Here is a 20,574-nt window from a genome sequence, read left to right on the forward strand (position 1 = left end):
CTCCCGCCGCCATTGAGAAGCCCGCCCCGGCGCCCCCGCCCGCGCGCCGCACCGGCAGCCAGTCCTCCCGCGCGGTGGCCCGCACGCCCAGGGCCGGTGGCTCCAGCGGCGGCGGCCTGTCCGCGGCCGAGCGCGCCCGCATCCGCCGTGAGACGCCGGGCCTGGTGGCCAACCTGCGCCTGTTCTGGGCGGAGGCGAACTCCAAGGTCCGCGCGGGCGTGATGGCCGGCGGCGGCGTGGTGGTGCTGGGCCTCTTCGCCCTCATGTACTGGCTGGTGCTGGGCGGCGACGACAAGGTGCAGAAGGGCGAGGAGCCCGTGCGCCTGTCCAACCAGCCCATCAACGACTCGTTCGGCCTGGGCGACGACGTCACCTGGAACCGGCCGGACATGAAGGTCTTCGAGTGGGAGTTCGTCGCCGCGACGCGCGCGGTGGTCATCCTCCACTACCAGGCCCAGGGCATCTCCAAGGACGAGGTGGTGGTCAGCGTCAACGGCGTGGACGTGGGCAAGGTGCCCCCGGACACGATGGCCAGCCAGGAGCGCTCGCTGGAGCTGATGATCCCGCCCCAGCAGCTGCGCAAGGGCGAGCCCAACCGCATCATCTTCGACAACACGCGCAACCCGCCCGGCGAGGACACCTGGCGCATCTGGAACGTCTGGGTGGAGCGCGCGCTGCTCCCCGAACAGCTCTCCACGCAGCAGCTGGTGCAGACGGCCAACGAGTCCTTCAAGAAGGGCCGCAAGAACTTCGACACGCCGGACATCGGCGCGCGCAACCGCTACGAGGCCTGGAAGTCCTTCCGCGAGTCGTGGCTGATGCTGGAGGCCCACCCGGACCCGAAGCCGGACCTCTACTTCGAGGCCCAGGAGGCCATGAAGCGCGCCCAGATGGAGCTGGACCGCACCTGCTCCAAGCTGCTGCTGGAGGTGGAGGGCTACTACAACCAGGGCCACTTCAAGCAGGCCGCCTCCACGCTGGACCACATGCGCGAGTACTTCCCGGAGTACGACCAGCCGTGCGCCACGCGCGCGGAGAACAAGCGCGCGGAGTACGGGCTGTAATCCCCTGACGTTGCCTGGCGGACGGTGCAACCCCGCCAGGGAGGCGGGCGGGGCCTGTCCGGGTTGCCCATCCCTCCCCCCGTTCCCACCCTCAGTGGGGTGATGCGTGAGCGGGTGGGGGAGGGGCAGACGGAAGGGTTGGTTCCAGCGGCGCCCAGGCCGGCGCGCTCGCCGGGGCCGGTGCCCGAGCACGCCCCGGTGTGGAGCCCCGGCGTGTCCCGCCGCCTGCTCGCCCGCTACTACCTGCCGCAGCACCACACCACCCTCCAGGGCAATGCGTGCCGCCTGCTGCGCGACGGCGTGGAGGCCTATCCGGAGATGCTGGAGGCCATCCGCCGCGCGCGCCGCTCCATCCGCCTGGAGACGTACATGTTCGTCACCGACGCGGTGGGCGAACTCTTCGGCCAGGCGCTGGCGGAGGCCGCCGAGCGCGGCGTGCACGTGAAGGTGCTCTACGACGCGGTGGGCTCCTGGACCAGCCGCCGGAGCTTCTTCGAAGGCCTGCGCCAGCGCGGCGTGGACGTGCGGGCCTTCAAGCCCTTCAGCCTCCAGCGCGGGCTGCGTCACCTGCTGCGCCGGGACCACCGCAAGATTCTCGTGGTGGACGGCACGGTGGCCTTCACGGGCGGGGTGAACATCGCGGCGCACTGGGCCCCGGAAGGGCAGGGCGTGGCCTGGCGCGACGACGTGCTGCGCATCGAAGGCCCGGCGGTCCATGAGCTGGAGCGCAGGTTCCTGGCCACGTGGCGGATGATGTTCCGCGACCGCCTGAGCCGCCTGCGCCGGCGCATTCGCGGCGCGGCCCACGCGCTGGAGGCCCCGCCCAGGAAGGGCGACGTGGGACTGGCGGTGCTGTCCAGCCGCCGCAGCATCCACCGGGCGTACCTGCACGCCATCCAGCGCGCCCGGCAGAGCGTGCTCATCGCCGCGGGCTACTTCGTGCCGGACCGGCGCATGGTGGCCGCGCTCAAGGACGCGGCGAAGCGCGGCGTGGAGGTGAGCCTGCTGCTCAACGGGGGCAAGAGCGACCACCCCTTCCTCGAGCACGCGACGCGGGCCTTCTACGAGCCCCTGATGGACGCCGGCATCCGCATCTTCGAGTGGCGCCGGGGCGTGCTGCACGCCAAGACGGCCGTCGTGGACGGGGTGTGGGGGACCATCGGGTCGTTCAACCTGGAACGGTTGTCCCTGGCCTTCAACCACGAGGTCAACGCCGTCTTCGCGGACCCCCGGCTGGGGCGCGACCTGGAGGACTCGTTCCGTCTGGATTGCGGCAACTGCCGCGAGGTGGACCTGGCCGCCTTCCGCCGCCGGCCCCTCTGGCAGAAGGCCGTGGAGCGTGTGCTGTACTTCTTCCGCAAGGTGCTCTGAGCGGGGCCGTCCGCCCGGGGTTCGAGCCAACCGTCCACCGTCTTCAACGCGGTGCAGGAACCCTTTGCATGCCGGGGGGGACACGCCTAGAAGTTGCGTCATTCCGGCACGGAAGGACGGCAACGCACATGACGGACAGTTTCGGCACCAAGGCCCAGCTCAAGGTCGGCTCGGCCACCTACGACTACTTCAGCCTGGCCACGCTGGCGAAGGCCCACCCGGCGGTCAACCGCCTCCCGTTCTCGCTGAAGGTCCTGCTGGAGAACCTGCTGCGCAATGAGGACGGCCGCGTCGTCAAGCGCGAGCACATCGAGAAGATGCTCGCCTGGGACCCCAAGGCGGCCCCGGAGACGGAAATCTCCTTCCACCCCGCGCGCGTGCTGCTCCAGGACTTCACCGGCGTGCCCGCCGTCGTGGACATGGCCGCCATGCGCGAGGCGCTCGCCGCCATGGGCGGGGACCCCGCGAAGATCAACCCGCGCAACCCGGCGGACCTCGTCATCGACCACTCGGTGCAGATCGACTCGTTCGCCACCACCGCGGCCTTCAAGGAGAACGCGGAGCTGGAGTTCGAGCGCAACCGCGAGCGCTACGCCTTCCTGCGCTGGGGCCAGAGCGCGTTCAAGGGCTTTGGCGTGGTGCCGCCGGACATCGGCATCTGCCACCAGGTGAACCTGGAGTTCCTGGCGCAGGTGACGTTCCGCCAGGGCAACACCGTGTACCCGGACACGCTGGTGGGCACGGACAGCCACACCACGATGATCAACGGCCTGGGCGTGGTGGGCTGGGGCGTGGGCGGCATCGAGGCGGAGGCCGCGCTGCTGGGCCAGCCCATCACGATGCTCATTCCGCAGGTGGTGGGCTTCAAGCTCACCGGCAAGCTGCCCGCGGGCGCCACGGCCACGGACCTGGTGCTCACCGTCACGCAGATGCTTCGCAAGAAGGGCGTCGTCGGCAAGTTCGTGGAGTTCTACGGTGAGGGCCTGAAGGCGCTGTCGCTGCCGGACCGCGCCACCATCGCGAACATGGCCCCGGAGTACGGCGCCACCATCGGCTTCTTCCCGGTGGACGAGGAGAGCTGCAACTACCTGCGCTTCACCGGCCGCCCGGATGACGTGGTGGCGCTGACGGAGGCGTACGCGAAGGAGCAGGGCCTGTGGCTCAACGCCGGCGCCCAGGAGCCGCTCTTCAGCGACACGCTGGCGCTGGACCTGGCCGCCGTGGTGCCCAGCCTCGCGGGCCCCAAGCGTCCGCAGGACCGCGTGCCCCTGAAGGACATGAAGGCCGGGTACGAGGCGTCGCTCGTGGAGATGCTGTCCGCCGGCAAGAGCAAGGGCGAGGACGACGAGGGCCCCAAGGGCGGCGCGAAGGCCCCCGCGGCCCCGGTGGCCCCGGAGCGGCTGGCCCAGTCCGTCACCGTGAAGGCGGGCAAGCAGAGCTACACGGTGGGCCATGGCGCGGTGGTCATCGCGTCCATCACGTCCTGCACCAACACGTCCAACCCGGCCGTGCTGGTGGCCGCGGGCATCCTGGCGAAGAACGCCGTGGAGAAGGGCCTCAAGCCCCAGCCGTGGGTGAAGACGTCCCTGGCCCCGGGCAGCCGCGTGGTGACGGAGTACCTGCGCGACGCGGGCCTGCTGCCCTACCTGGAGGCCGTGGGCTTCCACGTCGTGGGCTACGGCTGCACCACCTGCATCGGCAACTCCGGCCCGCTGCCGGAGCCCGTGTCCAACGCGGTGGTGGAGGGCGACCTGGTGGTGGCGGCGGTGCTGTCCGGCAACCGCAACTTCGAGGGCCGCATCAACCCGCACGTGCGCATGAACTACCTGGCGAGCCCCCCGCTCGTGGTGGCGTACGCGCTGGCCGGTGAAGTGGGCCGCGACCTGGACAACGAGCCGCTGGGCACGGACCCCAATGGCCGCCCGGTGTTCCTCAAGGACATCTGGCCGTCCAACGAGGAGATCAAGGAGACCATCCGCACGGCAGTGAAGCCGGAGCAGTTCCGCAGCCAGTACGCCAACGCCATGGATGGCGACACGCTCTGGCAGCAGCTGCAGGTGAGCAAGGGCTCCACGTTCCAGTGGGATGAGAAGTCCACCTACGTGCGCAAGCCGCCCTTCTTCGAGAACCTCCCGAAGGAGCCCAAGGCCGTGCAGGACATCAAGGGCGCGCGCGTGCTGGCGCTCCTGGGTGACTCCGTCACGACGGACCACATCTCCCCCGCGGGCAACATCGCCAAGACGAGCCCCGCGGCGAAGTACCTCATGGCGGAGGGCGTGGAGCCCAAGGACTTCAACTCCTACGGCGCGCGCCGCGGCAACCACGAGGTGATGGTGCGCGGCACCTTCGCCAACATCCGCCTGAAGAACCTGCTGGTTCCCGGCGTGGAGGGCGGCGTCACGGTGCACATCCCCACGCGTGAGCGGATGAGCATCTACGACGCGTCCATGAAGTATCAGGCGGACGGCACGCCCCTGGTGGTGCTGGCGGGCGCCGAGTACGGCACGGGCTCCAGCCGCGACTGGGCGGCCAAGGGCACGCAGCTGTTGGGCGTGAAGGCCGTCATCGCCAAGAGCTTCGAGCGCATCCACCGCTCCAACCTCGTGGGCATGGGCGTGCTGCCCCTGCAGTTCGAGGCGGGCCAGGACGCGCAGTCGCTGGGCCTCACCGGCCACGAGACGTTCGAAATCACCGGCGTCGCGGACGGCCTCTCGCCGCAGAAGAAGCTCACCGTGAAGGCCACCGGTGAGAAGGGCCCCATCGAGTTCACGGCGGTGTGCCGCATCGACACGCCCAACGAGCTCGACTACTACCGCAACGGCGGCATCCTCCAGTACGTGCTGCGCCAGCTCGCCAAGGCGTAGCGGACAGCACCCGCTGGTTTCGCGGCCCGGCCGCCCTCGCTTCATGGGAGGGCCTGCCGGGCCGCCGTCTTTCCTTCGCTACTCCGCGCGCAGGCGCGTCCAGGCGGCCACGTAGCGCGACAGGCGCTCGGCGTCCCTGGGCGTGACGTCCTTCAGCCGGCGCACGTCCATGTTGTCCTCCAGGTCCGCCAGCTTCACGCGGCGGGCCAGGGCGTGCGGACGCAGCCGTTCGATGAAGGCCTCGTAGCCCTCGCCCTCGCGCTTCGTCAGGCAGTCCAGCGCGGACAGCACGTCCTCCGGGTAGCCCAGGCCGCGCAGGCGCTCCAGCGTGTACGGGGTGTCCTCCACCACGTCGTGGAGGATGGCCACGGTGCGCTCCGCGTCCGACGACAGGCGCAGCATCACCCGCAGGGGGTGGAGGATGTAGGGCTGTCCTGCCTTGTCGCGCTGGCCGTGGTGCGCGGCCACCGCCAGGGCGATGGCGTCTTCGAGCGTGGGCATGGATGCAAGCTTCGCATGCCCACCGGGCGGCTCAACGGTTGAGGTTGCCGGAGCCCGTGCCGCCCGCCGTCTGCGCCGTGTAGGCCTGGCCGCCGCCGTTGTACTGGAGGATGCCCTCCACGGCGAGCGCGCTGGGGTCCTGCTGGTTGGAGTTCCCCCGGCGCGGAACCAGCGTCTCGCTGATGCAGATGGCGCCCACCACCACCTGTTGATCATTGTCGCGGTTCCACTCCGGGGCGAGCGGCTTGAACTCGTCCTCGTTGTCCCGGATGTAGAGGTACACGTCGTCCCTGCCGTCGCCGTCCAGGTCCGCGAACAGCGCCGGGTTGACCGTCTTGATGGCCGCGCGGCCGTCGGCGGTGCGCGGGTCGGCGGGCGCTGGGTTGGTGGACGAGGCGATGGGGTCGTAGACGCCCGGCGCGCTCAGGAAGGTGTTCCACTGGGCGTAGTTGCGGCCGAAGTAGCCGCGCGCCAGCTGCAGGCCGCTCTCCGCGCAGCCCTGCCGCTGGCCCGTGCGGCTGGAGGTCACGGCGCGCGTGCGCTCGCTGCTGGCGTAGGCCATCACGCCCGCCACCAGCCCCAGGAGCACGGTGACGAGCACCACGACGAGCAGCAGCGTGGTGCCGCGGGAGGAGGGGGACGGAGCGCGCGGGAACATGGCGGAAGGCCTCACGGTGTCGGTCCTCACAGGCTGGCCGCGGCCAGGTTGGGCAGCTCCGCCCGGCGCGAGAAGAGGCTGCGGAAGTAGCCGTCCGCGGGGCCCGCGGGCGGGGTGTGGTTCTCCACCGCGAGGGGCAGGTCCTCGGAGAGCACGCTCTGGTTCTGGTTGTCGCGGCGGGGCGCGCGGCCGGTGGCCACCACGCTGATGCGCACCGAGCGCAGGCCCGGCGTGTAGTCAGGCTTGAGGCCGTGCTGGAAGTCGTACCGGGCGGGGTCGCCCGTGTTCGTGGCGTCGACGCCGAACGTCACCTGGAAGTCCTCCACGAAGTCCTGCACCACCACCGGGTCCCCCATGTCCATGAAGGGGCGCCCCGACGCGTCGCTGCCGGGCGTGCCCTCCGCGCGCATCAGCGCCTTGCGGCCGGTGCCCGCGTGGGTCCCGATGAAGAAGTGCAGGAGCCGCACGGGGTACACCAGGTCGCCCTTCTGGAAGCCACCCTTGTGGGGCGCGTTGGAGAAGCCCGTCACGCCCGACTCCTGGTAGGTCACCGTGGCCGTGGGCGGGGTGCTCGTCACCGACGTCTGGGTGAGCAGCGCGGCGCTCTTCATGTTGCTGGCCACCAGCATCGGGTTGGCGGGCGGGGTGCCGGTGGGCGTGCCCACGCAGTTGACCTCCAGGGCGCCGGTGCCCGGCTTCAGCACCGTCATCGCCGCGCCCGGCGCGCAGTCGCGGCCCAGGTAGTTGCGGTCCGGCACCACCAGCCACAGGTCGTCGCTGCCGTCCGTGACCGGCGCGTTGCCGGTCGTGGTGGCGGCGAGCACGCCCGTGCCCGCGCCGTCCCCGCCGAAGACGGGGTTGATGCGCAGGGGCATTCCGCCGGACACCATCCAGAGGCCCTCGGACATGCCCGCGCCGGCCTGGCGCACCGCGGACAGCAGCGTCTCTCCCGCGAGCCGCGCGTTGTCGTGGCTGTCCGCCACGTGCTCCGTGTTGTGCACCACGCGCCCGCCCGCCAGCAGCAGGGCCGTGGCCGCCGTGAGGATGATGATGGAGAGCGCCGCGGCCACCATCGTCTCCAGCAGCGTCATGCCGCGTGCCTTCGCCTCGCGCTTCGGCTGGAAGCTCATTGGACGAACACCTCGCTGTGCACGATGGCGCGCTCCAGGCTGTCGCCCTTGCGGTACGCGCGCGTCCAGAAGGTGAAGGGCAGGGCCCCGGCGGGCACCAGCGCCTGGGCTGCGGGCGGCAGGTCCTTGGGCAGCCCCTGCGTCACCAGGATTTCGCGGCAGTAGACGTCGCGGGGCAGCACCGTGTCCGGGATGGCGGGGGTGCAGGGCGTGCCGGCGGGCACGTCCAGCGCCGGCTCCACCTGGCCCGTGGGGCGCACGCGGAAGTAGGCGCCCGTGCCGATGTCGGCCGCCAGCGGCTCGCTGGGGTCCAGCTGCCACGGCGCCGTGGCCAGGGCCACGTCCGGCGGGAAGAGGGCGGGCCGCGCGACGGCCTGGTTCGCCAGCTCCAGCTTGGACGCGAGCCACAGCCGCTGGACGCGCGCCTCCAGCAGCATGCGCCGGCCCTGGAGCACCTGGCCGTCCTTCACGTCGCGGGTGGCGGCCACCATGCCCATCACCGCGCCCACGGCGGCCAGCGCCAGGACGCACATGGCGATGAGCACCTCCAGGAGGCCGCTGCCGCGCCGGGCGGCGGAAGGGGGAAGGGCTCTCATTCGAGGAACCTCTGGCTCCAGTTGAGGAGCTGGTAGAGCACGCCGTTGTTGCCGTCCACGGAGTCCTTCGCGTTGGGACTGGAGGCCCCCGTGTTGCCCGCGTTGTCGATGCGCGTGACGCGCAGGGCGCTCACCTCCGCGCCCACCACGTAGTCCGTGGACGCGCCGCCGGTGTCGCGGTGGTAGACGGCCACGCCGCCGTAGTTGGCCAGCGACGCGCCGCTCATGGGCGTGATGGCCGCCTGCGTGGCCGCCGTGTTGCCCAGGTCGATGCTGTACGTGTGGCCGCGCACGGAGGCGCTCAGCAGCATGGGGTCGTTCACGGACTCCTCCGCGGTGCTGAAGTACGCGGTGCGTCCGGCGATGGTGATGTTGCCGTAGACGTGCTCGGGCGCGTCGAAGACGAGCGGGAAGGGCGGGGGCTCCTGGAGCACGCCGTAGGTGATGGCCTCCGTGTTCGCCAGGTTCGCGTCGATGAGCGAGCCGTCCAGCCGCTTGCCGTCCATGCCCATGGGCAGCCGCAGGCCCGCGTCCAGCAGCAGCGCGTGGAGGCGGCCTCCCACCGTGTCCGGCACCCAGTCCATGCCGGCGGTGCCCACCAGGGCCACCACCTTGCCCTTGTACGACCCGAAGGCGGACGCGTTCGCCGCGTCCTGCGGGATGCGCGCCAGGCCCACGTTGGTGCTGATGGGCTGGCTGGCGACGGGCAGCCCGCCGATGTTCATCGCCGTGTACTTGCAGGGCGTGGCGTCCGTGCACGCGGGGCCCGTGCGCCCCACGTTGACGTTCATGCCGGTGGACGCGTCCAGCTCCCAGAGCCGGCCCTCCATGTCACCCACATAGAGGCGCGCGGCGCCGCTCGAGTCCTGTGACACGGTGGGCGCGGCGGGCGCGCTGTTGTCCACGCTGCTGGTGTACGCCTGCTGCCACTGCCACAGCTTCTGGCCGGTGGCCACGTCAATGGCGAACACCTGCACTCCCTTGCCAGGGGTGCCCGGCGAGTCCGTCACCTCCGACGCGCCGGAGCTGCTGGAGGCGACGAAGACGGCGTACACGGGCTCCATGCCCAGCCGGCCCACGCCCACGGACAGCCCGCGCGAGCCGCCCAGGCCGCTGTAGTCATACAGGCCGCTCGGCTGACGGCCCGGGTCCGCGCGCGGCGGCAGCAGGAAGAGGCTTTCGTCCTCGTCCCAGGTGTACGTCCAGCCCGTGCCGCCCTGGCCGCGGTCCGCCAGCGCCACCGCCGAGTGCGGCGCGCTGGAGGTGGCGTAGTGGCTGCCCACCAGGTGCCACAGCAGCACGGGCTTGAGCGGGTTGGTGACGTCCAGGGCGAACAGGTCGCGCCCCGTCTGGCCCACGTTGGCGACGAGCACGGTGTGCCACTCGCGCCGGCCGGTGCCCACGAAGTCCGCGAACACGTCGAACACGGCGGGCGCGCTGTTCACCCGCGCGGTGTTGTTGCGCAGGCCGGCCAGTTGCGTGGCCGGCAGGAAGCTCCAGAGCTCCGTGCCGGGCTGGGGCAGGGTGCCGTTGCGGAAGCGCTGGGCGAAGTCCGTCTTGAAGCGCGCGGTGGCGTCCGGGTTGGGGAACTGGAGGGGCTCCTCCGGGCCGTCGTAGCGCGCGCCGCCGGAGACGTAGAAGGCGTGGACCTGGCCATCCAGGCCCGCCGCGTAGGCCACCGTGGGGCGGGCGGCGGTGCGGTCCGGGATGTGGGGGCTGGCCGTCACGACGACGGGCGACGAGTGGATGAAGCCGCCCAGGTGCGCCTTGTTGTCCGCGTCCTCGTTGTTGCACTGGCTGGTGTTGGGCTCGAGGATGGGCGTCTCGTTGGCGCCATCCCGGCCGGACTCCGTGGCGTAGCAGTAGCCGCGCACCCGCTGGAGCATCATCGCCACCGCGTTGAAGTCGGTGAGCAGGAAGCCCTTGTTGAGCATCTCGTTCACCACGCCAAAGTCGGTGCCGCCCAGCTGCTGCGAGTACTGCGTCGCCTGCTGCAGGTCGCAGATGCCGTCGCCGCCCTTGACGAAGTCGTAGCGGAAGCTGCCGTCGCGCGACGTGGCGCGGCCCAGCTTCAGCACGTCCACGCAGCCGGGGTTGGGGACCGAGCCGAAGTTCTTGTTGATGCGCGTGCCGGAGACCTCTTCCGGCCGCCAGCCCACCTGGAGCACCCCGTGCGGCGCGCTGCGGTTGGCGCCCAGCGACGGGTTCACCGTCACCTCGCCGCCGAAGTAGGTGAAGAGGTTGCGCTCACCGGGCGCGGGCATGCGCGCGTCCGCGTTCCACAGGGTGCCGTCCGACAGCGAGTTCTCCCCGGTGGAGAGCGCGTCCCCGCCGATGAGGGAGTGCGCGCGCAGCGTGCCCGGGTAGTAGGGGAACACCCAGTGCGAGCCCTGCGCGGGCGTGTACGTGTCCGCGCCGGGCGGGTAGCCCGTCACCGCGTTGTAGGAGGTCTTGAACAAGAGGGCGCGCGAGCCATTGGCGTCGCTGCCGTTGGTGTCGTCCAGCGCCACCGGCGCGGACACGGTGCGCTCGCTCTGCAGCGGTTCGTTGCCCAGGTTGAGCAGCGTGTTGAGCACGATGCGCGTGCCCGCGATGCTCTCCTTGAAGTCATGGCCCGCCAGGTAGACGATGGTCGCCTTCTGCGGATCATTGTCCTTCTGGTTGAAGGAGAAGAAGTCGTGGCCGCGATGCGTGGGGTCCGCCGCCACGTGCGCCGCGTTGTCGTACTGGTTGCCGGGGGCGTAGTTCAGCCAGCTCACCGCCAGGCGCCGCACGCCGTTCTTGAAGGTCGTCCGGTAGTTCTCCGTCTCGCCCTCCACGTTGTTGAAGCGGAAGTCGCCCATCTGGGAGAACGGGTCGCCCGCGTTGGGGTAGAGGATGCAGGCGGGCCGGGGCCAGGACTCGTTCTGGTAGTCGGGGTCCGTGCAATTGCGGCCGCTCCAGTTCTTGCCGTTGGGGAGCTGGTTCTTCTCGAAGGTGCCTTCACCCTGGAACCGCGAGGAGGGCACCAGCGCGCCGCCCGGCTTCTCGGTGTGCTCATAGCTCCAGATGCTGGTGCACTCGGCGAACAGGCCGTTGCCGCGCTGGTTGGTGAAGTACGCGATGTTGTTGAGGACGTTCTCCGCCTGGTTGACGGCGCCATCCCCGTTGGCCTGGTACTCCGGGCGGGAGCTGGCCACGATCTGCCAGTGCGGCGCCCAGAACACGCGGTAGCGCGGGCGCTGGGTGGCGGGGTCCAGGGCGTTGAGCAGGCCGTTGGGGAACGCCGCGGTGGAGATGAGGTCCGCGTTGGCGTGGAGCGCGTCGTAGATCTTGCCGGGCTGCCCGTCGTTGAGCGTGCAGCCGCTGGTGGTGCCCTCGGGGCAGCCGCCCGCGCCCTTGAAGTCCAGGCCCGCGTTGCGCAGGTAGTCGTCCAGCATGCCGCCCTTCACGAACGACTTGTCCGGGGCGGCGTTGTCGTCGTCCAGGTCCAGCAGGGCGATCTTCGGGGGCACGCGGTTCAGGCGCCGGGCGATGGGCGCGTTGAACTCGATGGTGGCCTGGTGCATGCGCACGTAGAAGCAGCCGCTGTTGTTCTTGAACGTGTCGCAGTTGCACTCCGTGCGGAACTTCTTCGGCGCGTCCGCCCCGCCGGAGGAGTTCAGGAAGTCGAGCGCGTTCTTCGCGTCCTTCGCGTCGATGATGAACGCGCCGCCCATGTACTGCACGTCGCGGAAGCCGCTCGCCGTGTGGAGCTGGGCCTTCGTGAAGTACGGCCGCGCCTGACCCGGCGTGGTGGTGAAGTTCTCCACCTTCGCTTCGGGGAACAGGCCCCCGGCGGGCAGCGGCTCCAGGGGCGGCACCGGCACGACGGGCGCCGCGTCCTGGCGGGAGATGTGGAAGTCGCAGCCGTCATTCCAGCTGGGGTCGTTCCACTCGCCGTTGTTCGGCGCGGGCGGCAGGTGCTTGTTGGTGGGCACGCACCGGTTGGGGGACTGCTTCGTGTCGTCGATGGCCAGGTACACCGTCACCGGGTGGTTGGCGTTGAAGCCGCCGGCCTCGTTGGACTGCAGGAGGCGCCACACCAGGCCGTAGGCCGACAGGCTTCCACAGCCCTGCTGGAAGGTGGCCTGCTCCGGGATGATGAGCGCGCCCTGGCTGAAGGTGACGATGTCCGTGGCGGACGCCGGCAGCGCCGTCAGCAGCGCCAGGCCCAGCAGGATTCGCCGCGGCGCGGAAGCTCTGGGGGAGATGGGGGCCAAGGGTTCACCGGGGGTTGGGGGCCAACGGACCCCCTTGGGGTCAGGGGTCACCCTCGGTGACTGCACACGGTGTGCCCCCGTGGCGGAGGCCTCCCACACGGGGAAGCGTCTGGAAAGGAACCGTATGGCTGTGGGCAGGTGGTGTCAGCGGCTACGCAAAGCTTGCGGGGTCCGCATGTCCTGCATAGCGGCGGAGGCCTAGTCGCCCAGCTTGCCGCCTCGGCCGGCCTTCTTCTCCGAGGTGCGCTTCTTCTCCTCCAGGCGCCTGCGCTTGGAGCCCAGGGTGGGGCGCGTGGCCTTGCGGACCTTGGGGACGAAGGTGAGGGCCTGCAGGCCGGCGCGCAGGCGGCGCACGGCGGCGTCCTTGTTCTGCGACTGGCTGCGGCGCTCGGTGGCGGTGACGGACAGCTCCGTGGGCGGGTGGGAGAGGCGCACGCCGCTGGCGGTGGTGTTGCGGTGCTGGCCGCCGGGACCGGAGGCGATGAAGAACTCCACGTCGCAGACCTTCAGCAGGGCCTCGTCATCCAGGGCGAGGGCCTCCCGGGCGGCCTGGCGTCGTGCGGGCGGAGCAATGGGCTGGGTCGGCGTCATGGCGGTCCTCAAGGTAGCGCCGCGCAGACGCCACCGGTACCCCGCTCCTGACACCTGGGGGCGGGGTCCCGGGGGTTTCCCCTCAACGGAGGTTCATGTTGAACGTGAAGCCCGTCCTGGCGGTGCGGCCGTCCTCGGAGGTGGCCACGAACTTCACCACGTAGGGCAGCACGGTGAGCGAACGGTCCGTGGTGACGCGCACCTGCGCGGTCGTCTCACCCGCGGCCAGGGTGACGGGGTCGATGCCGAGCCTCGTGGTGTTGGAGGGCGTCTCGAGCGTGAGGGTGAGCGGCCCGGTGAAGCCCTCCGCGCGCGTCACCGTCACCGTCACCTGGCCGGACTGGCCGGGCGCGAGGTTCACCTGGCGGGGCTCCACTGCGAGGGAGAAGGACGCGTTGGGCTCGGGGGGCTGCAGGATGACCAGGGAGATGTTGCCCCGGGCGGTGACGTTGTTGGCCGGGTCCTCCGCGACGAGCTGCAGCGCGTTCACGCCGTAGCTCGTGACGCCGGGGGCCACCGTGATGGTGGCGGTCGTGCTGGCGATGGTCTCTCCCTCCGGGAGGGAGAAGGCCGGGCCGAAGGTGACGCCCTCGGGAGCGATCGCCGCGCTCACGCGCACCTCGCCCAGGTTGTCCGCGATGCGCTGGATGGCGATGTCATAGGGGACGGCGTCGCCGGGCGCGGCGGTGACGGTGTCCTGGCCTCCCCAATCCAGGTGGTAGTAGGGCGTGTTGCCGCCACAGCCCAGGGCCAGCGCGCAGGCGAGGACGGCGAGACGGGGGAGGGAACGCGGCATGGGGCGGCTCCAGGGGTGGCGAAGCGGGGATGAGCATGGGGCCGGGGCGCGCGGGCCCGCAAGCGGCCCCGGGGACGGCGGGCGTCAGCGGAACAACGAACAGGCCGCGAGATAAGTCCCGACGTGGGCCTCCAGCGACGGCGCCAGCGGCCGCGCGTAGCCGCCGCCCAGCGTGAGCACCACGGGGAGTCCGCGCTCCTTCGCGGCGCGCATGACGCGCAGGTCGCGCTCGCGCAGCCCCGCGTGGGTGAGTGACAGCCGGCCCAGGGTGTCCTCCTCCAGCGGATCCACGCCGGCCTGGAAGAAGAGCAGGTCGGCGTGGGCGGACTCCAGGACGTGGGGCAGGTGCGCGTCCAGCGCGGCCAGGTACTCCGCGTCCCCCACGCCGTCCGCCAGCCCCAGGTCCAGGTGCGAGGGCTGCTTGCGGAAGGGGAAGTTGTGCTCGCCGTGCATGGAGAAGGTGAAGACGGACGCGTCGTTCGCGAAGGTGGCCGCGGTGCCGTTGCCCTGGTGCACGTCCAGGTCCACCACCACCGCGCGGCGGATGGCCCCTTCGGCCTGGAGGACGCGGATGGCCACGGCGATGTCGTTGAAGACACAGAAGCCCTCCCCGTGGTCCGGGAAGGCGTGGTGGGTGCCGCCGGCCAGGTTCGCGCCGAAGCCGTCCTCCAGGGCGGCGCGGGCCGCGGCCAGGGTGCCGCCCACGGACGCGCGCGCGTTGTCCACGAGCAGCAGGGACCAGGGGAAGCCCAGCCGGCGCAGCTCCGCGTCGGTGAGGGAGCCACCGAAGAAGGCGTCCAGGTAGCGCGCGGTGTGCACGCGCTCCAGCTCACCGCGCTCCGCGCGGGGCGCCTCGTGGAAGACGGCCGGGGGGAGGATGCCGCGCGCGAGCAGGATTTCGCGCAGCAGGCGGTACTTCTCCATGGGGAAGCGGTGCCCGTCAGGCAGGGGGACGGAGTACCTGTCGATGTGGAAGACGCGCACGGACCCGGGGCGTAACGCCCGCTTTCGAGGGCCGCAACCGGGGGCGTAGAACTTCCGGTGGGCCTGTCCGTTACAGGAGCAGGCGGCGCGGATGTGCCCGCCCCACCGTCCGTTTCCTGGAGCCCACACCCATGAACCTGAAGCCCCTCTCGCGGGCCGTCCTGACGGCCGCGCTCGCCACCGGTCTGTCCGCCACCTCCGCCTGGGCCGTCACGCCCGTCCGCGCTCCCGCGACCGCCGCGGAGAAGCCCGCCGCCGAGAAGCCCGCCGGGAAGGGCTCGTCCCAGCGGCCCGACACCGCGCTCACGGCCGGGACGCAGGCCCCCACGGGCCAGGTCGCGCAGCCACAGGCGCAGGGGCAGGACGCGCAGGCGCAGGCCCAGGGCGCGCGGCCCGAAATCGAAGTGGCGTTCGTGCTGGACACGACGGGGTCGATGGGCGGCCTGCTGGAGGGCGCCAAGCAGAAGATCTTCTCCATCGCGTCGCGCATCGCGAAGGGCAAGCCCACGCCGCACCTGAAGGTGGCGCTGGTGGCGTACCGGGACAACGGGGACGCCTACGTGACGAAGCGCTTCGACCTGAGCGACGACATGGACTCCATGTTCGCGGAGCTGCGCAAGCTCCAGGCGGGCGGCGGCGGTGACTTCCCCGAGCACGTGGGGCGCGGCCTGGGTGAAGCCGTGTCATTGCTCAAGTGGAGCCAGGACCGCGAGGTGATGAAGGTCATCTTCCTGGTGGGCGACGCGCCCCCCGCCGAGCGCGAGGCCGCCTGGGACTTCATGCTGTGGTCCAAGCGCGCGAAGGAGCGCCACATCGTGGTGAACACGGTGCGCTGCGGCGCGGACACGACCACCGAGGAGTCCTGGCGCTACGTGGCGAAGCTGACGGACGGCACCTTCGACTCCATCGACGCGGCGGGCGGCATGGTGGCGGTGGCCACGCCCTATGACGCGGAGCTGTCGCGCGTGAACGCGGAGCTGGCGTCGAAGACGCTCTACGGCGGCCGCAAGGAGGCGCGTGAGATGAACGTCGCCCGCGCGGAGGCGACCAAGGGCATGGCCGCGGAGGCCGTCGCGGACCGCATCAGCTACATGAAGACGAGCCGGGGCGCGGGCAAGAGCGCTCCCAGCGCCGCGGCGGCGAGCAGCGCGCCCGTGGCCATCGCGGGCGGCGTGGACCTCCTGGAGAAGCCGGCCGCGCTCGACACCCTCAAGGATGACGAGCTGCCCCAGGAGCTCCAGGGCCTCAAGAAGGAGGCGCAGGCCGCGAAGGTGAAGCAGCTGTCCGCCGAGCGCAAGGCGCTGGAGGAGAAGGTCGCGAAGCTGGCCACCGAGCGCGACCAGTGGCTGTCGAAGAACGCCCCCGCCAAGGAGGACGCCTTCGACGCCAACGTGATGAAGAGCGTGAAGGCCCAGGCCGCGAAGTTCGGCGTCGCGTACTGAGCTACTCGCGCGTCACCGCCCGGAGGACGAACTCCCGGCGCTGGTCCAACAGCCGCATCGCCAGGGGCCGCGTCACCCGGTAGACGCCGAAGTGGAGCACGGCGAAGGCGGCGATGAAGGCGACGGACTGCCAGCCCGGTCCGTCCCTTCCCGCGGCCCGCAGCGCATGGCCAAACGGCATGCAGCCCACGCTGGCCGCGAGGATGCCCAGCATGGACGCGGTGAGCGGAACGCGGTCGCGCCGCTTGAGGCTCGCGTGGAACTTCACCGGGAAGTACAGCGACAGGAAGTTGCCCGCGGCCAGCAGCATGGGCAGCACCGCCGCCACGGAGGCCATGGCGCACAGGAAGTCCACGAGCGAGCCCGAGCCGAAGTACACCCGGTAGAAGGCGCCCACCAGCACCGCCATCCCCAGCGCCGCCACGCCCTGCACGCGGTTCTTCGCGCGCAGCACGTCCGCCAGGTTCATGGGCGCCGCCAGGAACACCGCGAAGCCGTGCCCGTCATACGCGAACGTGTTCTGGGAGAACGTGGACGCGATGACCACCGCGCCGTAGATGCTCAGGCCGCCCATCACCCACGCATCCGCGCTGCCGCCCAGCAGGTACACGAAGAGGTCCCTGCCGGAGAGCAGCTTCAGCAGGATGGCCAGGATGAAGGGCACCGCCGCCAGCAGCCGCGCGCGCGGGTTGCGCCACAGGTCCAGCACCTCGCGCCGCAGGAGGGTGTCGAAGCGCGTGCCCGTGGTGGCGAACGGGTCGCTGTCCCGGCCATCCCCCCGGTCCCCGCCGGAGCGCCCGCCCGCCTGCCGGTGGAAGCGCATGAGCAGCGCGTACGCCACGCCCATCCCCATGGCGGTGAAGAACAAGAGCCCGAAGGCCTCCAGCATCGCGATGCCCACGCGCCCGTGGGCCAGCTGTCCCAGCCCGTCCCCGAAGAAGCCCGGCGGCACCTGGCTGAGCGCCACCGCCGCGTTGATGATGAGGCTCATGTCCAGCGCGCCCACGCCCGCCTCGCCCACGCTGGTGAGCCACGACGTGTCGATGGGCGGGATGAACGACGCGGCCACGAGGAAGGCCACCATGCCGCCGCCCATGATGCGCGCGCTGTGTTTCTCCCTCAGCACGTTGATGACCGTGTAGAGGCCCACCCGGCTCCACGCCGCGCAGAAGAGCGCGAACAGCACGTAGAGCACCGCCGCCAGCCACGGGGACGCCAGCCGGTGGCGCGACGCATAGCCCACCGCCGCGCCGGTGAGGGGCGCGTAGAACACCAGCGCGCGCGGCTCGAAGAGGCTCGCCACCGTGGAGCCCATCAGGAGCCGGAACGGCGAGATGGGGAACGCCGCGTAGCGTGACAGCTCCGAGTGATCATCCACGCCCGCGGACAACAGCGGCCACGTCACCCAGGTGGCGGCGGTGACGAAGCACAGCAGGTTGAGGATGAAGTACGGCCACACGTTGCTGTGAACGATGGTGGGCAGCCGCATCAGCTTGAAGAAGCTCAGGCCCAGCACCACGCCCGGCGCGCTGGAGCCCAGGAACGCCGCCACCGCGAGCAGGCGGCTCTTCCCCGGGCCCTGGTTGAGGCCCAGGTGCAGGCGCAGGCCCCAGAGCAGCAAGAGGTGCTGGAAGAAGCCGGGGACCTTCGGACGCGGGGCGCTCACGCGGACTCCCGGCGCAGCGGCACCACGTCCGCCGCGGGCTCGCCGTAGAACGACAGCTTCGCGTTGCGCGCGGCCGGCACGGCGATCAGCTTCTCGAACACCGCCTCCAGCGTGGCCACGCCGTGGCGCTGGCGGAGCGCCTCCACCGGGCCCTGATCCAACATGCGCCCGCCCCGGATGACGCCCGCGTGCGTGGCCAGCCGCTCGGCGATCTCCAGCACGTGCGTGGTGAGCAGGAGCGTCACGCCCCGGCGGGACAGCTCGCGCAAGAGCTCCCGGATGACGCCCGCGGCGAGCACGTCGATGCCTTCGAAGGGCTCATCCAGCAGCACCAGCTCCGGCGCGTGGATGAGCGCCGCGGCGATGGCCAGCCTGCGCCGCATGCCCTTGGAGTACTCCGACACCAGCGCGCCGGCCTTGTACGTGAGCTCCGTCAGCTCCAGGAGCTCCACCGCGCGGGACGCGGCCTGCGCGCCGTCCAGCCCGTACATGCGCGCGCAGAAGGTGAGGTACTGGCGGCCGGTGAGGCGCTCGAAGAGGCTCAGCTCCTCCGGCACCACGCCCACGCGCTGCTTCACCTCCAGCGGCTTCGCCACGGCGTCCACGCCGAGCATGCGGATGGAGCCCTGGTCGGGCCCGTACACGCCGGTGAGCAACGCGATGGAGGTGGACTTGCCGGCGCCGTTGGGGCCGAGGAACGCGTAGAAGGCGCCCCGGGGAATCTGAAGCTCCAGGCCGTCCAGCGCGGTGAAGCTACCGAAGCGCTTGACGAGGCCGCGGGCGTCGATGGCCAGCTCGGGGCCGGCGGGTTCAGCAGGAGGGGGCGTCATGAAGGACGCCATCACACCATGTTCCCAGGGGCTGCCCACAATCCTCGGGTTGACGGATGGTGCGGCCCGCCGGGCGCTTCCCGGCTCAGTGCACCATGGCCACCTCCGGCGGCCCGACGATCTGCTGCACGGTGGTGCGCACCTTGTCCAGGTCCACCGGCTTGGAGATGTAGCCGGCGGCGCCCACCAGCTCCGCCTCCCACTCGAAGCCGTAGCCGGAGATGATGATGATGGGCAGGTTGCGCGCCCGCGGCATCTTCTTGAGCGCGTCCAGCAGGCCCCAGCCGCTCATGACCGGCATGCGCAGGTCCAGGAGCACGGCGCCCGGGATGTCGTCCTCCAGAAGATCCAGCGCCTCCCGGCCGTTCTTGGCCTCGATGGTGGCATAGCCCATCTCCTGGAGGGCATCGCAGATGAGCGTGCGGTGACTCGCGTCGTCGTCGACGACCAGGATGAAGTTCGACATGGGCTTGAGCCTCTGGAGTGGCGGCGTCTGCTTGGGGACCGCGATTCTATGGGGTCGAAGATGGGAATGCCCCCTTCATTGCGGAAGGGGCTTCGTTTCTTTTCAACACTCCGCGTAGAGCGCCAGAGTATTGCCGCCCAGCACGCCCGCGAGCGCGGCCTCGTCCAGCCCCAGTCCGGCCAGCGCCCGCAGCTCCCGGTCCCACGCATAGGGGATGTTGGGGAAGTCCGTCCCGTAGAGGATGCGCTCGGGCCGCACGTCCATCGCCTGGCGGGGGAGGGGCACGGGAAAGTAGCCGCCCACCGCCATGGTGGTGTCCAGCCAGAGCGTGTCGTACCGCTCCAGCAGGCGCGCGTACGCGTCGAACTCGTCCGCTCCCAGGTGCGGCACGCACAGCTTCAGCGTGGGGTGATCCTTCAGCACGCGCTCCACCCGCTCCGCGGCGCAGAGCTGGTGCGGATCCACCGGGTACCGGGCACTGGATGGCTCCCGCCCCGAGTGCATCACGAGCGGCTTTCCCGCCCGGGCGCACGCTTCGTAGAGCGCGTGCAGCTGCGGCGCGTCCGGGGCGAAGGCCTGCACGTGGCAGTGCAGCTTCACGCCCTTCAGGCCCAGGGCGAAGGCCTCTTCCAGGATGGCCACGGCGTCGGGCTCGCCCGGGTACACGGTGCCAAGGCCGATGACGCGGGGCTCGGCCTTGGCCACCTCCGCCACGTAGGCGTTGAGGGCGCGCGCCATGCCCGGCTTGTGGGCATAGTGCAGGGCGACCACGCGCTCGACGCCCCGGGACAGCAGGAAGGACACCACCTGGGGCGTGTGCAGCTTGTAGCGGATGGGCCAGCCGTAGCGGTCGAACCAGCGCCACACCGCCTCGAAGACGCGATCGGGGAACAGGTGCACGTGCGCGTCCACGACGGGCGGCAGGCCGGGGTCCACGCGGGGCCCTTCCTCGTCCGCCAGCGCGGGCATGGGCATCTGGATGCCCTGCTCCCTCCAGGAAGCGGCGGGGGAGGACGCCAGGCACGGCACCGGCGCGTCATCATCGGGATGCGTGTGCTCCACGCGGGGATGCGTGTGCTCCGCGCGAGGCTCCCGGGGAGCCGTCATCCGCCCGTGCCGGGCCCGGAGGACTTCTTCGCGTCCTCCTCCTCGTCCAGGCGCCGCAGGTAGCTGTTGTGCGCGTAGCCCTGGCGCTCCAGCCGCTGCGCCTCGATGGCGTCCGCGACCTTGGAGCACACCTGCCCGAGCATGCGCAGGGACTCGGCGATCAACCGCTCCGCGTGATCCTGCGCGTTGGCGGACGGAATGATGGGGCGGTCGCGACGGAACGGCAGGGGCAACTTCATCCGCTGGAATCTAAGGGATGCCCCACCC

Annotated in this window: 17 protein-coding genes; 4 read left to right on the forward strand and 13 right to left on the reverse strand. The window is 71.0% G+C overall.

Features of this window, described 5'->3' with window-relative positions:
- The 3 genes from D7W81_RS27150 to acnA all read left to right on the forward strand — a co-directional run.
- Positions 1-1,064, forward strand: a 1,064-nt coding sequence (locus D7W81_RS27150; RefSeq protein WP_120558300.1) for a hypothetical protein, incomplete at its 5' end; no start/stop codon positions are given.
- A 102-nt stretch (positions 1,065-1,166) separates the two neighbouring features.
- The gene (locus D7W81_RS27155) at positions 1,167-2,435 is read left to right on the forward strand and encodes a phospholipase D-like domain-containing protein (protein ID WP_120558301.1); all 1,269 of its coding nucleotides are present in this window, start codon (positions 1,167-1,169) and stop codon (positions 2,433-2,435) included.
- 128 nt (positions 2,436-2,563) lie between these two features.
- Complete coding sequence (acnA, locus tag D7W81_RS27160; protein ID WP_120558302.1) at positions 2,564-5,299, forward strand: aconitate hydratase AcnA; 2,736 nt, start codon at positions 2,564-2,566, stop codon at positions 5,297-5,299.
- 78 nt (positions 5,300-5,377) lie between these two features.
- Here acnA and D7W81_RS27165 read toward each other — a convergent pair whose 3' ends face one another.
- The 8 genes from D7W81_RS27165 to D7W81_RS27200 form a co-directional block, all read right to left on the reverse strand.
- The gene (locus D7W81_RS27165; protein ID WP_120558303.1) at positions 5,378-5,800 is read right to left on the reverse strand and encodes an HD domain-containing protein; all 423 of its coding nucleotides are present in this window, start codon (positions 5,798-5,800) and stop codon (positions 5,378-5,380) included.
- A 31-nt stretch (positions 5,801-5,831) separates the two neighbouring features.
- Positions 5,832-6,473 (reverse strand): hypothetical protein, encoded by a 642-nt coding sequence (locus tag D7W81_RS27170; protein ID WP_244227465.1) that lies wholly within the window; start codon positions 6,471-6,473, stop codon positions 5,832-5,834.
- Between the two features lie 11 nt (positions 6,474-6,484).
- The gene (locus tag D7W81_RS27175; protein ID WP_120558305.1) at positions 6,485-7,588 is read right to left on the reverse strand and encodes a PilW family protein; all 1,104 of its coding nucleotides are present in this window, start codon (positions 7,586-7,588) and stop codon (positions 6,485-6,487) included.
- A complete protein-coding gene (locus D7W81_RS27180; protein WP_120558306.1) occupies positions 7,585-8,184 on the reverse strand; it encodes a type IV pilus modification PilV family protein in 600 nt (199 codons plus the stop codon). The genes D7W81_RS27175 and D7W81_RS27180 overlap by 4 nt, the downstream gene beginning before the upstream one ends.
- Positions 8,181-12,425, reverse strand: coding sequence for a pilus assembly protein (locus tag D7W81_RS27185; RefSeq protein ID WP_120558307.1), 4,245 nt, complete (start codon positions 12,423-12,425; stop codon positions 8,181-8,183). The genes D7W81_RS27180 and D7W81_RS27185 overlap by 4 nt, the downstream gene beginning before the upstream one ends.
- Before the next feature lie 198 nt (positions 12,426-12,623).
- Positions 12,624-13,016, reverse strand: a complete 393-nt coding sequence (locus tag D7W81_RS27190; protein ID WP_120558308.1) for a peptide chain release factor-like protein — start codon at positions 13,014-13,016, stop codon at positions 12,624-12,626.
- An 82-nt stretch (positions 13,017-13,098) separates the two neighbouring features.
- On the reverse strand, positions 13,099-13,812 hold the full coding sequence (locus D7W81_RS27195) for a COG1470 family protein (RefSeq protein WP_120558309.1): 714 nt from the start codon (positions 13,810-13,812) through the stop codon (positions 13,099-13,101).
- 84 nt (positions 13,813-13,896) lie between these two features.
- A complete protein-coding gene (locus tag D7W81_RS27200; RefSeq protein WP_120558310.1) occupies positions 13,897-14,796 on the reverse strand; it encodes a histone deacetylase family protein in 900 nt (299 codons plus the stop codon).
- A gap of 131 nt (positions 14,797-14,927) precedes the next feature.
- Between D7W81_RS27200 and D7W81_RS27205 the strand changes: the two genes are divergently transcribed.
- Complete coding sequence (locus D7W81_RS27205; RefSeq protein WP_208721471.1) at positions 14,928-16,238, forward strand: vWA domain-containing protein; 1,311 nt, start codon at positions 14,928-14,930, stop codon at positions 16,236-16,238.
- A 1-nt stretch (position 16,239) separates the two neighbouring features.
- On the opposite strand, the gene D7W81_RS27210 is transcribed toward D7W81_RS27205, so the two are convergent.
- From D7W81_RS27210 to D7W81_RS27230, 5 genes are all read right to left on the reverse strand, one after another.
- Positions 16,240-17,904, reverse strand: a complete 1,665-nt coding sequence (locus D7W81_RS27210) for a hypothetical protein (protein ID WP_120558311.1) — start codon at positions 17,902-17,904, stop codon at positions 16,240-16,242.
- Complete coding sequence (locus D7W81_RS27215) at positions 17,901-18,734, reverse strand: ABC transporter ATP-binding protein (RefSeq protein ID WP_120558314.1); 834 nt, start codon at positions 18,732-18,734, stop codon at positions 17,901-17,903. Before D7W81_RS27215 ends, D7W81_RS27210 begins: the two co-directional genes overlap by 4 nt.
- 85 nt (positions 18,735-18,819) lie before the next feature.
- On the reverse strand, positions 18,820-19,200 hold the full coding sequence (locus D7W81_RS27220) for a response regulator (RefSeq protein ID WP_014394116.1): 381 nt from the start codon (positions 19,198-19,200) through the stop codon (positions 18,820-18,822).
- 102 nt (positions 19,201-19,302) lie between these two features.
- Positions 19,303-20,307 (reverse strand): amidohydrolase family protein, encoded by a 1,005-nt coding sequence (locus D7W81_RS27225; RefSeq protein ID WP_438503377.1) that lies wholly within the window; start codon positions 20,305-20,307, stop codon positions 19,303-19,305.
- The coding region (locus D7W81_RS27230) for a hypothetical protein (RefSeq protein WP_244227466.1) at positions 20,304-20,574 on the reverse strand (271 nt) is incomplete at its 5' end. The genes D7W81_RS27230 and D7W81_RS27225, both read right to left, overlap by 4 nt.

Source organism: Corallococcus aberystwythensis (assembly GCF_003612165.1).
GTDB classification, from domain to species: domain Bacteria; phylum Myxococcota; class Myxococcia; order Myxococcales; family Myxococcaceae; genus Corallococcus; species Corallococcus aberystwythensis.